This window comes from Bosea sp. (in: a-proteobacteria), from assembly GCF_023953965.1.
GTDB lineage: Bacteria > Pseudomonadota > Alphaproteobacteria > Rhizobiales > Beijerinckiaceae > Allobosea.
On record NZ_JAMLIX010000001.1, the window covers coordinates 1,488,125 to 1,500,623 of the forward strand.

At 65.5% G+C, this 12,499-nt stretch carries 11 protein-coding genes; 8 read left to right on the forward strand and 3 right to left on the reverse strand.

Features of this window, described 5'->3' with window-relative positions; all coding sequences use genetic code 11:
* Positions 1-882: an acyl-CoA thioesterase gene (locus M9917_RS06960; RefSeq protein WP_297252148.1), complete on the reverse strand. Its 882-nt coding sequence runs from the start codon at positions 880-882 to the stop codon at positions 1-3.
* Here M9917_RS06960 and M9917_RS06965 point away from each other — a divergent pair.
* From M9917_RS06965 to M9917_RS07000, 8 genes are all read left to right on the forward strand, one after another.
* Complete coding sequence (locus tag M9917_RS06965; RefSeq protein ID WP_297252150.1) at positions 804-1,253, forward strand: aldehyde dehydrogenase family protein; 450 nt, start codon at positions 804-806, stop codon at positions 1,251-1,253. The two genes, M9917_RS06960 and M9917_RS06965, sit on opposite strands and share 79 nt — an antisense overlap.
* Before the next feature lie 46 nt (positions 1,254-1,299).
* On the forward strand, positions 1,300-3,018 hold the full coding sequence (locus M9917_RS06970) for an acetolactate synthase catalytic subunit (RefSeq protein WP_297252152.1): 1,719 nt from the start codon (positions 1,300-1,302) through the stop codon (positions 3,016-3,018).
* A 26-nt stretch (positions 3,019-3,044) separates the two neighbouring features.
* A complete protein-coding gene (locus tag M9917_RS06975) occupies positions 3,045-4,157 on the forward strand; it encodes an NADH:flavin oxidoreductase/NADH oxidase (RefSeq protein ID WP_297252154.1) in 1,113 nt (370 codons plus the stop codon).
* A 46-nt stretch (positions 4,158-4,203) separates the two neighbouring features.
* A complete protein-coding gene (locus M9917_RS06980; RefSeq protein WP_297252157.1) occupies positions 4,204-5,775 on the forward strand; it encodes a class I adenylate-forming enzyme family protein in 1,572 nt (523 codons plus the stop codon).
* 88 nt (positions 5,776-5,863) lie between these two features.
* Complete coding sequence (locus tag M9917_RS06985) at positions 5,864-6,559, forward strand: enoyl-CoA hydratase/isomerase family protein (RefSeq protein WP_297254756.1); 696 nt, start codon at positions 5,864-5,866, stop codon at positions 6,557-6,559.
* 132 nt (positions 6,560-6,691) lie between these two features.
* A complete protein-coding gene (locus tag M9917_RS06990; protein ID WP_297252159.1) occupies positions 6,692-7,720 on the forward strand; it encodes an extracellular solute-binding protein in 1,029 nt (342 codons plus the stop codon).
* Positions 7,721-7,893: 173 nt separating this feature from the next.
* Positions 7,894-9,483 (forward strand): ABC transporter permease, encoded by a 1,590-nt coding sequence (locus tag M9917_RS06995; protein WP_297252160.1) that lies wholly within the window; start codon positions 7,894-7,896, stop codon positions 9,481-9,483.
* Positions 9,480-10,592: an ABC transporter ATP-binding protein gene (locus M9917_RS07000; protein ID WP_297252162.1), complete on the forward strand. Its 1,113-nt coding sequence runs from the start codon at positions 9,480-9,482 to the stop codon at positions 10,590-10,592. Before M9917_RS06995 ends, M9917_RS07000 begins: the two co-directional genes overlap by 4 nt.
* Here the strand turns inward: M9917_RS07000 and M9917_RS07005 are convergent.
* Positions 10,516-10,968 carry a DUF983 domain-containing protein gene (locus tag M9917_RS07005; RefSeq protein WP_297252164.1) on the reverse strand — a complete coding sequence of 151 codons (453 nt, stop codon included), beginning with the start codon at positions 10,966-10,968 and terminating at the stop codon, positions 10,516-10,518. The genes M9917_RS07000 and M9917_RS07005 overlap by 77 nt on opposite strands.
* 131 nt (positions 10,969-11,099) lie before the next feature.
* The gene (gene lpdA, locus M9917_RS07010; RefSeq protein ID WP_297252166.1) at positions 11,100-12,497 is read right to left on the reverse strand and encodes a dihydrolipoyl dehydrogenase; all 1,398 of its coding nucleotides are present in this window, start codon (positions 12,495-12,497) and stop codon (positions 11,100-11,102) included.
* Positions 12,498-12,499 lie beyond the last annotated feature (2 nt).

Here is a 12,499-nt window from a genome sequence, read left to right on the forward strand (position 1 = left end):
TCATGCGGAGGGCCGCGCCGAGGCATCGACGAACCTCACCAGCCCCTCCTGGACGACCGTGGCCACCAGAACGCCGTCTGCCGCATAGAGGCTGCCACGCGCCAGGCCGAGGGCGTTTTGTGAGCTGGGGCTGTCCTGGGCATAGAGCAGCCAGTCATCGAGAAGGGCCGGCCGATGAAACCACATGACATGGCTGATGCTGCCGAACTGCACACCGGGATCGGTCAGCGCCACGCCGTGGGCGAACGTCGTAACCCCCAGCAAGCTGATGTCGCTCATGAAGGCCAGGATCGCCGCGTTTCGGACGCGATCCGGCGGAAGAGGCGATTTCGGTCGCATCCAGACCCGCTGAACGGGGCGGCGCGGAGCGCGTTCGACGTAGTGATCGAGCATGACCGGACGCACGTCGAAGGCCGTCGGCTGCTCCCATAGATCGCGTGTGGCCTTCGCCGACCTGGACACCTGGCTCCGTAGGAAGTCCCTCGGATCCGGCAGGGATTCCGGGCGAGGCACATCGAGCGGCATCGCTTCCTGATGGGAAGGGCCCCCCTCGTCGCGGTGGAAGCTCGCTTCCATCGTCGCGATCAGCTTGTCCTGCTGGCTCGCCACGACGCGCCGGGACGAGAAATTCCGCGTGTCCCGCGTGCGCGCGACATCGTAGCGGATCGGGAACGCCGCGTTGCCGGGGTTATGGAAACAGGCATGCAGCGAATGCACGAAGCGGTCGGGCTCGATCGTGCGTTGCGCCGCGGCCAGAGACTGCGCGAGCAATTGCCCGCCGAAAACCCGCCTCCAGCCGAATTGTGGGCTGCGTCCTTCATAGACGTCCGAACCCGTTTGCGTCAGCAAGAGCGACGCCAGAAATTCCTCGATCTCCGTCAAGCAGTCGCTCTCCCATACGCCGCCGGATTCGAGCTTACAGGCCGCTTTCCGGGGCGTCTGTTGTTTTCAACATTTTTGTTGACATTATTGCCGCCATATTTGAAGAGGGATGTCAACGGGGGCACCTTCAGGTCGTTCGAACAGTCGAGCGCCTGCCTTTCGGCTTGGCGGCCTGCGCGTTTTCTCGATCCGGCAGGAACATCGACATATTGGCGGAAGGAATTGAGGTCGGAATGTTGTCGGTGAACCATCTGGGACTGGCGCCGGCGGAGATGCCGTTCGGTGGGGTCGAAGACAGTGGCCGCGGCTCCGCAGGGGGCAGCGAAGCCGATCTCGGGCGCGAGCCCGTCACCCATACGCCGGCCGGCTGACGCCGCTCCGGCTTCGTCGACCGGGCTGCCAACAGGATTTTCTGTCATGTCCACCAACATCAACTGGAACTCGACCGTCGCGCTGCGGCTCGCCCAGGCTTTCGCGCGCCACGGCGTCGAGCTGACGTTCGGCCAGAGCCTTCCGTCCGCGTTTCACCTGGCGTCGCCCCATGCGGGAATCAGGCAGATGCCCTACCGGCAGGAGAATTCCGGCGGCGCGATGGCTGACGGCTATGCGCGCATCTCCCGCAAGGTCGGCGTCGTGACGGCGCAGAACGGGCCGGCCGCGACGCTCCTGGTGGCGCCCCTGGCGGAGGCGCTGAAGGCTTCCGTCCCGGTCATCGCGCTGGTGCAGGAGGTCGATCGCAGCACCACGGACAAGAACGCGTTCCAGGAGCTGGACCACATCAAGCTCTTCGACGGCGTCGCGAAGTTCGTGCGCCGCATCGAACGCGCGGATCGGCTCGAGGACTATGTCGACATGGCGTTCACGGCCGCGACCTCGGGCCGCCCGGGGCCTGCGGTGCTGATGGTGGCGCCGGACCTGCTCATGGAAAAAGGTCCCGCGCTGTCGCCGCGCAAGTCGAACCTCGGGACCTTCCCGCTCAATCGAACGGTCGCCGACCCCGAAGCCGTCGCGAGGGCCGCCGCCTTGATCGCCGAGGCCCGGGCGCCTCTGATCGTGGCCGGCGGCGGCATTCATCTGTCCGACGCTTCGGCCGAGCTCGCCGCGCTTCAGGAGAGCGCCCATATCCCGGTCGCGACGACCGTCATGGGCAAGGGCAGCGTGGACGAAAACCACCTGCTCAGCCTGGGCTGCGTCGGCAACTTCATGGCCCCCGGAAGCCGGACGCACGGGATGCGGTCGCTGGTGGACGATGCCGACGTCATGGTGCTCATCGGCAACCGCACCAACCAGAACGGCACCGACAACTGGAAACTGTATCCGCCGGCTGCCCGATACATCCACATCGACGTCGATCCCATGGAGATCGGCCGCAACTACGAGGCCTTGCGGCTGCAGGGCGACGCCAAGCTGACCATCGCCGCGCTGTCCCGGGCCCTTTCCGGGCTCGATTTGTCGTTCCGCAAGACCCGTCGCGCGCAGGTGGAAACCCAGATCAAGGCTGCCGTCGACGACTGGCGCAGCAAGATCGCCGCGATCTCGACCAGGCTCGACGGGCCCGTTCGCCCCGAACAGCTCATGGCCGAGGTCGAGAAGCGCATGAAGCCGACGGACATCGCGGTCGCCGATGCCAGCTATTCCTCGACATGGATCACCAATTTCCTGACGTCTCATCGGCCGGGCCAGCGGTTCCTGACGCCGCGCGGGCTGGCGGGGCTCGGCTGGGGCGTGCCCATGGCGATCGGCGCGAAGATCGCCGCGCCGGAGAGCCGCGTCATCTGCGTGGCGGGCGATGGCGGCTTCGCGCATAACTGGGCGGAGCTCGAGACGGTGCGGCGGCTGGGTACGCCGATCATCATCCTGATGCTGAACAACGGCATTCTCGGATACCAGACGCATGCCGAGGACCTGAAGTTCGGCGAGCACACCAACGCCTGCGATTTCACCGATGTCGACCACGCCGGCATCGCGCGCTGCTGCGGCCTGAACGCCAGGCGGGTGAGCACCGGTTCCGAGGTGCAAAAGGCGCTCGACGAGGCATTCGCCTCCGACACGGCGAGCTTCATCGAGGTCATCACCGATCCCGAGGCGCGCCCGCCCTACACGATCTTCGCCGACCATTTCCGCGAAATGTTCTGAAAAAGCGCCGGCGCGGAGATTGCCTCATGAGCGACCTGTTCAGCCCGATCGATATTGGCGGATTGACCCTGCCCAACCGGATCGTGGTGCCGCCGATGTGCCAGTATTCGGCCGGGACGGACGGGCTGCCGGCGCCGTGGCACCATATGCACATCGGAACGATGGCGATCTCGGGGGCCGGTCTCGTGATCGTCGAGGGCACCGCCGTCGAGGCTCCAGGCCGCATCAGCCCCAATGATCTCGGTCTCTATACGGACGCTCAGGAAGCGGCTCTGCGCGACCTGATCGCGCGGATCCGGACGTTTTCGGCGACGCGGATCGGCATCCAGATCGCCCATGCCGGGCGCAAGGCTTCCAATGCTCCGTTCGACGCTCGCCAGCCCGTCGCCGTGAACGAGGGTGGCTGGGTCCCGATCGCGCCCTCTCCCGTCCCGCCGAACGACCTCTGGCCTGTACCGACGGAAATGACGGAGGCGGATATCGCGCGTGTCGTCGCCGCCTTCGTGTCCGCGGCCGGGAGGGCGGATCGGGCCGGGTTCGACCTGGTCGAGGTCCATGCCGCGCATGGTTATCTGATCAGCTCCTTTCTCTCCCCGCACGCCAACCAGCGGACGGACCGCTACGGCGGTGCGCTGGCGAACCGGATGCGGTTTGGAATCGAGGTGGCGCAGGCCGTCCGGCAAGCCTGGCCGCGGCAGAAGGCCCTCGGCTTCCGCATCAACGGAACCGACTGGACCGAGGCCGGCATCGGCGTCGAAGAGGCGATCGCGTTCGCTGCCGCCTTGAAGAGCGCGGGGGCCGACTACGTGACCGTTTCCGCCGGCGGGAATTCGCGCGATCAGAAGCTTCCCACGATGGCGCCGGGCTATCAGACGCATCTCGCCCGGGCCGTCCGCAGCGGCGCGGGAATCACGACGATGACGGTCGGCATGATCCTGACGGCCGAACAGGCAGACGAGATCGTCGCCAGCGGCACGGCGGACATGGTCGGCGTTGCCCGCGCGACGCTGGATGATCCGCGCTGGGGCCTCCATGCCGCTCAGGCTTTGGGCGAAGAGCCCGCTTACCCCAGGCCGATCTGGCGGGCGGCAGCGAAATACTGGGCGGGCTACGTGATCGCGCACGCGTCGGGGACATGAGCGCGAAGAACCACGGACGACGGCCCGACATTGGAGGAAACGCATAATGAAGTTGCTTGCCGACATTCACGAGCGCAACGCGATCGTGGCGGCGAACGCCCCGGCCGTCGTCTTCGAAGGACGCACGCAGACCTATGCCGAATACTGGAGCCGCATCAACCGGATCGCGGATGGACTTTACAAGCTCGGTGCGAGGCACCAGGATCGGATTGCTCTATTGAGCATGAACCGGCTCGAATATCCGGAAGTCTATGGAGCCTGCGAGCGGGCCGGCTTCATCATGACGACGGTCAATTTCAGGTTGTCGGCCAGCGAAATCGCGTATGTGCTCAGTGACAGCGCGCCGCATACGCTGATCTTCGAGGACCAGTACGCCTCGATCATCGACGGACTCAGGGCCGGTCTTAGCATCCAGCGCTACATCTGCCTGGGAAACGTCCCGGACTGGGCCGAACCCTACGAGGCGCTCGCGGCGAGCGGGTCTCTCGAGGGCCCGCCGATCCGCGCGGGCGCGGACGACGTGGCCGTCATCATGTACACCAGCGGGACGACCGGGCGGCCGAAAGGCGTGATGCGGATGCAGCGCGGAGAGGCGCGCCAGGCGGAGACGATGTCGAACGTTTTCGCGAAGCGAGGCGATTCCCGCCAGCTCATCGTGATGCCGCTTTTCCACGTCGGCGCGCGGTGCCTGTACTATTCGTCCTTCTGGCTGGGGGGGGCGGTCCATGTTCAGCGCAGCTACGATCCAAAGCAGATCCTGCGAACGATCGAGACGGACCGCATCACCCACCTCCATCTGGTGCCGACGATGGTGGCCGGCATTCTGGATGTTCCGGGAATCGAGTCCTACGACCTCTCGAGCGTCGAGCTCCTGCTCTACGCCGCCGCGCCCATGCCGGTTTCGCTCCTGAAACGCGGCATCGCGACATTCGGGAACGTGATGGGCAACGGATACGGCTCGACGGAATCGAACTTCACCTTCCTGGCGCCGCACCAGCACCATCCGGATGGCAGCGCCGAGCAGATCGCCCGGCTCGCCTCGGTCGGCCAGGCGTTCCCGGATGTGGATCTGCGCGTTTTCGACGATAACGGCAACGAGTGCCCCGTCGGCGTGCCGGGCGAGGTCACCGTTCGCTCGGACAGCATGATGGGCGGCTATTGGAACAATGGTCCCGCGACGGTCGAGGCGCTGCGGGACGGGTGGTATCACACGGGCGACATGGCCTATCTCGACGAGCAGGGATACGTGTTTCTCGTCGACCGCAAGAAGGACATGATCATCACCGGCGGCGAGAACGTCTATTGCCGCGAAGTCGAGAACGCCATCGAGAGACACCCCGCCGTCCACGAAGTGGCGGTGATCGGCGTGCCCGATGAGAAATGGGGCGAAAGCGTCAGGGCGATCGTGGCCCTGCGGCCGCAGACGGCGCTGAGCGAGGCGGAGCTGATCCGGTTCGCCCGCGAGCAGATCGCCCACTACAAGGCCCCGAAGAGCGTGATCTTCGTCGATGAGCTGCCCCGCCTGCAAACCGGAAAGGTGAGCAAGGTGAAGCTGAGAGAGCAATACAAGCATCCGATCGCGCCGACCGGCCAGACGAGGGACAGCCACAATGTATGAATCCTACCAGGAATTGCGGGTCTCCCGCAGCGGCCCTGTCCTGACGATCACGCTCGACAATCCGCCGTCGAACGCCATCACGAAGGTGATGCATCGCGAGCTTGCCGACATCTTCGTGGACATCAATCGCGATCCCGAGACGAAGGTCGTGGTCCTGACCGGCGCCGGCGACCGCATCTTCTGCGCGGGAGGCGAATTTTCGGCCATGCAGGAGAGCATCGAAAACCCGCAGGCCGCGGTCGTCTCGATGCAGGAGGGCATCAAGCTGGTCCATGCGCTGCTCGCCGTCGACAAGCCGACCATCGCGCGGATCAACGGCCATGCCATCGGCTTCGGCGCGACGCTCGCGCTGTTCTGCGACCTGACCTACGCGGTCGACACGGCAAAGATCGGCGATCCACACGTGCTGGTCGGTTATGCCGCGGGTGATGGCGGTGCTTTGATATGGCCGCAGCTGATCGGATACGCCCGCGCGCGGGAGTTCCTGCTGACCGGGGACTCCATGCGCGGGGCCGAGGCCGCCGCGATGGGTCTCGTCACGCGCGCCGTCAAGGCTGACGCGCTGGATGATACCGTGAATGCGACCGCGAAGCGGCTCGCGGAAGGCGCGACGGTTGCGATCAACGCCACCAAGCAGGCGATCAACATGCCGCTGCGCCGGCAGTTCAGCGCCCTTATCGAGGCCCATATCGGCCTGGAGCTGATGTCGCATTTCTCGAACGACCACGTCGAGGCCGTGGCCGCGATGCTCGAGAAGCGCGCGCCCGTATTCTCGGGGACATAGCGGCGAGCCGGGGCGGCGGATGCCCGACGGATAGCCCGTGCTTCACGCCCGGGCAGAATGGCGACCGGATTGTTGACAAAATAGTTGACATCGAATAGGACAGCTACAAACAACAATGGAGGAGATGCGCAAATGAGCAAGTTCAAGCTCGTAAAAAATGTAGTAGTTGGCTTGGCTCTCTTGGCCGGCGCGGCGGTTCCGGCGATGGCCAAAGAGACGTTGGTGGTATACACCGGCATCCATGAGGAGGACTTTACCAACGCCATCAAGAAAGAATTCACGCGCCAGACCGGGATCGACGTCGAGATGTTGGTGATCCCTGCGAACGGCACGTTGATAGCGAGGGTTCAGACCGAGAAAGACAAGCCGCGCGCCGATGTGATCGTCGACACCACGGTCGATTTCATCATGAAGCTGAAGGGCGAGGGATTGATCCAGCCCTACAAGGCGAAGGCCGAAAACGCCGACTTCGTGCAGCGGGGCTATGCCGATCCGGACGGGTACATGCACGGCTGGTTCGCGATCACGCCGATGATTTTCTGGAACAAGGATCGCTTCGACACCGATCCTTCGCTGAAGGGCGTGCCATATCCGGCCTCCTGGGACGATCTGCTCAATCCGGCCTTCAAGGGCAAGATCATCGTGCCCAACCCGCAGACCACCGCCATGGGCGCGGTGATGTACATGACGCAGATCTTCCGCCTCGGTGAGGAAAAGACCTGGGACTATGCGCGCAAGCTCAACAGCAACGTCGCCCAGTATACGACGTCGGCATCGCTGCCGGTGGCTCTGGTCGAGCGTGGCGAGGGGACGATCGGCGTCGCCTGGTCGAGCGACGTCCTGGGCGCGACGATCGGCCGTGGGCAGAAGCTGGGCCTCTCCGTTCCGCAGGACAACGCGGTTTCGGTCTGGACGGCCGGCATCGTCAAGGGCGGGCCTAACCCCGAGGGCGCGCGCAAGTTCGTCGACTTTCTGCAGAGCGATTTCGTGCAGCAGGCCTCCGCCAAACTGGGGTACCGGCTGCCCGTCAGCCCGACGGTGACGCCGCTCGAAGGGGTGCCGACGCTATCCTCCATCAAGGCGGTCAAGTACGACCTCGATTGGGCGGCACAGAACGTCGACCGCGTTCGCAAGCAGTGGGCCAAAGAGACCAATAATTGAGGGGAAGCGCGCCGCCGCTTACGGTTCGGATGGCGCGAGGCGGGCGATCATGGCCGTGTCATACGGCGGCCGGCCATAATCGTTCCGATCTTGGTCAGATTGAATACCTAAGCGATAGGTGAGCTGTGAAAACTCCCTCGACGCGAAGGAGCCGGCCTGCTGTCGATCCGGCAGTGCTGCTCCTTTATGTAGCTACCTTATGCGCGCTGCTCGTCTTCGTCGTCTATCCCACGCTCAAGGTCCTGAGCACGCCGAGCTGGGACAACGTCGTCGAGGTCCTGACCAGCGGACGCACCCTGCAGGCGGCCCGGAACAGCGCCGTCATCACGCTGCTCTCGACGACATCCGCGACGTTGCTGGGACTGTTTTTCGCCTTTGCGTCCACGCGCCGCGATATTCCATTCAGGAACATCTTCCGCGTCATTGGCGTGCTTCCGCTCTTCGCGCCGCCGTTCATGGTTGCTTTCGCATACATCCTCGTGTTTGGCCGCCAAGGGTTGATTACCTATCATATCCTGGGCCTGGACGTGAACATCTTCGGATGGCATGGTCTCTGGCTCGCCCAGACGATCGGCATGTTTCCGCTTGCGAGCGTCATCATCCGGGGCGTGCTGGAAGGCATCCATCCGAGCACCGAACAGGCCGCGCTGACCCTCGGAGCGAGCGAGACCGCGGCGCTTCGAACCGTCCTGGTTCCGCTCGCCCTGCCGGGCATCATCGGCGCCATGCTCGTCGTCGCCATCACGGTCCTCGCCGATTTCGGCAACGCGGCGGTGATCGCGGGCAACTACCCCGTTCTGGCGACCGAAGCCTGGCTCAGGATGGACGGGCTCGGCGATCTCCAGGGCGCGGCGGTGATCGTGTCGGTTCTCATGATCCCGGCGGTGGCCTTGTTCGGGGCGAGCCGCGCCTTGTTGGGCGGCCGGGTCTTCACGACGGTGACGGGGCGCGGCGCCGACGTGGATCAGATCGCCACCCCGGCGATCATCAAATGGTCCGTCGTCGTGATCTGCTCGCTGACCTGCGCGCTCGTCCTCATCGTCTATGTCGGCATTCTGCTGGCCGGCATGGTCAACAAATGGGGCAGCGACTGGTCGTTGACGTTCCGCCACTGGCTCGAGGTAGCGTCCTATGCCGACGAATTGAGCGTCAGCATCAAGATCGGCATCATATCGGGCCTCGTGACGGCGTTGATCGGTCAGATCATCGCCTTCCTGCATTCCCGCTCGCTGTGGTTCCGGGGAGCGCTGGATTTTCTCGCCGTGCTGCCGGGGGCGCTACCCGGCGTTTTCATCGGCGTCGGCTTCGTTCTGGCATTCAACGCGCCACCGATCGAGCTGGCCGGCACGATCTGGATCGTGGTTTTCGCTTTGGGATTCTGGCATTTGCCGCAGGCTTATCAGGCAACGAAGGCGGCGCTGGGCCAGATCCACCGGAGCATCGAGGAATCCGCGCGCGACCTGGGGGCCAGCGAGGTGCGGTTGATCACGGATGTCTACATGCCGCTGCTCTCGCGCAGCCTGCTGGCGTCCTTCATCCAGTCCTTCATCAGGTCGGTGTCGAACGTCAGCGTCGTCGTCTTCATGATCGCGCCGGGCCAGATTCTGGTGTCGGCCGTCATCCTGCGGATGATCGGCAGCTCGAACTGGAGCGCGGGAGCCGCGCTGGCGACGGTATTGTTGGCGATCACTTTCATGTGCGTCGGTGTGGCCGAAGCCGCGATCCGTTGGCTCGGCGCGCCGGCCCGGGGGAGCCAGTTATGAATGCGGCGATGGACCCGGCAGGACAGGGCGCTGGCACGAGGTCGGTACCGAACCAGCCCGAAGCACCGCCGCATGTCAGGCTCGTCGAGCTCAGCAAGAAGCTCGGGACGTTGCTGGCCGTTGATCGCGTCTCCCTGGATATTCCGCGCGGCCAGGTGACGACCCTGCTCGGGCCGTCCGGCTGCGGCAAGTCGACGACGCTGAGGATACTCGCAGGCTTGTATCAGCTCGATTCCGGTGACGTCATCCTGGATGGCGAAAGCATCGCTCACCTGCCGCCCAACAAGCGCCGGATGACGATGGTGTTCCAGGAATATGCGCTATTCCCGCATCTTACGGTCGCCGACAATGTCGGGTATGGCCTGCGCAGGCGCGGCATGCCCGCCGCGCAAGCGAAGGCCCGCATCGGCGAGATGCTCGACCTCGTCGGCCTGTCCGTGGCGGCCGGAAAACATCCGCACCAGCTTTCCGGCGGCCAGCAGCAGCGGGTGGCGCTCGCCCGGGCGCTTGCGGTGGATCCGGAGGTTCTGCTGCTCGACGAGCCCCTTTCGAACCTCGATGCCAAATTGAGGATCCGGTTGCGGGAAGAAATCGTGCGCCTGCAGAAGGTTCTCGGCAAGACGATGGTCTTCGTGACGCATGACCAGGAGGAGGCCATGTCCATCTCGCACCAGATCGCCGTGATGAACGGGGGCCGGATCTCGCAGGTGGGGTCGCCCGAAGAGATCTATGCGCGGCCGAATTCGCGCTACGTCGCCGAGTTCGTGGGTCTGGCGAACTTCATCGACGCCAGGGTGGTCGCGCCCGGTCGCATCGAGGTGGGCGACATCTCCATTCCGGTTCCCACGCAGGAGATTTCCGGCAGGGCCACGCTCATGGTCCGTCCGGAAGCCATTTCCATCGTGGATCACGCTGCTCCCGGAGATGGCCCGGTGCTTCGGGGACGGTTGCTGCAGCGTACGTTTCTCGGAAGCCTGGCCAGGTATAACGTCGAGACGGTGCACGGCGTCCTGATCGTCGACGACGACGCCTTCAAGGCGCGGGACCTCGAGGGTGAAGTGACGTTGGCGCTGTCGCCCGATCGGCTGCATCTCCTGCCGGCAGCATAGGGCCGCGGGCGATCCGGCCTTCCTCGGCCTTGTGGAAATATTGCGAGGCGACGAGCCAGCCCTTGAGCGGTTGCAGGGGCGGGATGCAGAACAGCAGGATCAGCGGCAGCGTCGTGACGAGATGCACCCAGACCGGCGGGTCATAGGTCAGCTCCAGCCAGAGCGGGAAGGCCACGGCGGGGATGCAGATGAACATCATCACGAAGAAGGCGGGGCCGTCGGCGGGATCGGCGAAGCCGTAGTCGAGGCCGCAATTCTCGCATTTCGGCTTCAGCGTCAGGAAGCTTGCAAACATCCTGCCCTGCCCGCAGCGCGGGCAACGGCCCCTGAGGCCGGTCTGGAGCGGAGAGAGTGGCGGCCAGTGCTCGCCGGGCATGAACGGTTCTCCTTGAGGCTGGCGCGCTTGCGATCGGCGCCGCCCCTCAGATCACGGTCGATACCGGTAACGTCAAGATCATGACCCCTTCCGACCGGCGGCCTGCGCGGATCGGTCGCTGGCAAGCGCCTTCAGATATGCAGCGCGTGCCCCAATGCCTTCATCGCGGCTTCCGGGAAGGCCTCGCCCAGCGTCGGATGGGCATGGATCGTGCCGGCGATGTCCTGCAAGGTCGCGCCCATCTCGATGGCGAGCCCGAAGGCGGCCGAAAGCTCTGAGACGCCTTGCCCCACCGCCTGGACGCCGAGCACGAGATCGCTGCCGGCCTGCGCCACGACGCGCACGAAGCCGGGCTCACCGTCGCGGGTCATGGCGCGGCCGTTGGCGGCGAAGGGAAACTGGCCGATCCTGACCTCGTGGCCGGCGCGGCGGGCTTCCGCAGGCGAGAGGCCGGCCGAGACGATCTCCGGATCGGTGAAGCAGATGGCCGGGATCGCACGCTTGTCCCAGGCGCGCGGCAGGCCGGAGACGATCTCGGCCACCATCTCGCCCTGTGCCATGGCGCGGTGCGCCAGCATCGGCTCGCCGGTGACGTCGCCGATGGCGTAGATGCCGCGCATCGCGGTCTCGCAGCGCTCGTTGATGCGGATGAAGTGGCCGTCCCTGTCGAGCACGAGGTTTTCCAGGCCGAGATCCCCGGTGACGGGCCGGCGGCCGACGGTGACGAGGATGCGGTCGGCCGGCAGGCCGAGCTCCCTGCCGTCGGCCGTCTCGATGCGCAGGCCCTCGCCCTTGGCGGTCGGGCCGAGCGCCTTCGCCACGGTCAGGACCTCGACGCCGAGCGCGGTCAGGCGCTTGGCGACCGGGGCGGTGAGCTCGCCGTCGTAGAGCGGCAGGATGCGTTCCTGCGCCTCCACCACGGTGACCCTGGCCCCGAGCTTGGCGAAGGCGGTGCCGAGCTCGAGCCCGATATAGCCGCCGCCGACCACGACGAGGCGCTTCGGCACCTCGCCGAGCGCGAGCGCGCCGGTCGACGAGATGACGTTGCCGCCGAAGGGCAGGGCGGGCAATTCGACCGGGGCGGAGCCGGTGGCGATGACGATCGCCTCGGCATGAACCGTCTTCGGCCCGGTCTCGGTCTCGACGACGACCGTCTTGCCGTCGCGGAAGCGGGCATGGCCATGCAGGATCTTGACCCCGGCCTTGCGCAGGAGCCCGGCGACGCCGTTGCCGAGGCGCTGGACGATGCCGTCCTTCCAGGCCACCGCCTGCTTCAGGTCGAGCTTCGGCTGGGCGAGCGTCAGGCCGAAGGGCGTCCTGCCGGCGGCGGCCGCGGTCGCCTTCTCGAACTCCTCGGCGACATGGATCAGCGCCTTGGAGGGGATGCAGCCGAGATTGAGGCAGCTTCCGCCGAGCCGCGCGCTCTCGACGATGACGGTGTCGAGGCCGAGCCTTCCGGCGCGGATGGCGCAGACATAGCCGCCGGGGCCGGCGCCGATGACGAGGAGCTTGCAGGTGATGTCCGTCATGG

Bases quoted from the DNA above. Each gene is read 5' to 3' on its own strand.
- M9917_RS06970 (WP_297252152.1), top strand. From the start codon at position 1,300: ATGTCCACCAACATCAACTGGAACTCGACCGTCGCGCTGCGGCTCGCC.
- M9917_RS07005 (WP_297252164.1), bottom strand. From the start codon at position 10,968: ATGCCCGGCGAGCACTGGCCGCCACTCTCTCCGCTCCAGACCGGCCTC.
- M9917_RS07000 (WP_297252162.1), top strand. From the start codon at position 9,480: ATGAATGCGGCGATGGACCCGGCAGGACAGGGCGCTGGCACGAGGTCG.
- M9917_RS06980 (WP_297252157.1), top strand. From the start codon at position 4,204: ATGAAGTTGCTTGCCGACATTCACGAGCGCAACGCGATCGTGGCGGCG.
- M9917_RS06990 (WP_297252159.1), top strand. From the start codon at position 6,692: ATGAGCAAGTTCAAGCTCGTAAAAAATGTAGTAGTTGGCTTGGCTCTC.
- M9917_RS06985 (WP_297254756.1), top strand. From the start codon at position 5,864: ATGCATCGCGAGCTTGCCGACATCTTCGTGGACATCAATCGCGATCCC.
- lpdA (WP_297252166.1), bottom strand. From the start codon at position 12,497: ATGACGGACATCACCTGCAAGCTCCTCGTCATCGGCGCCGGCCCCGGC.
- M9917_RS06975 (WP_297252154.1), top strand. From the start codon at position 3,045: ATGAGCGACCTGTTCAGCCCGATCGATATTGGCGGATTGACCCTGCCC.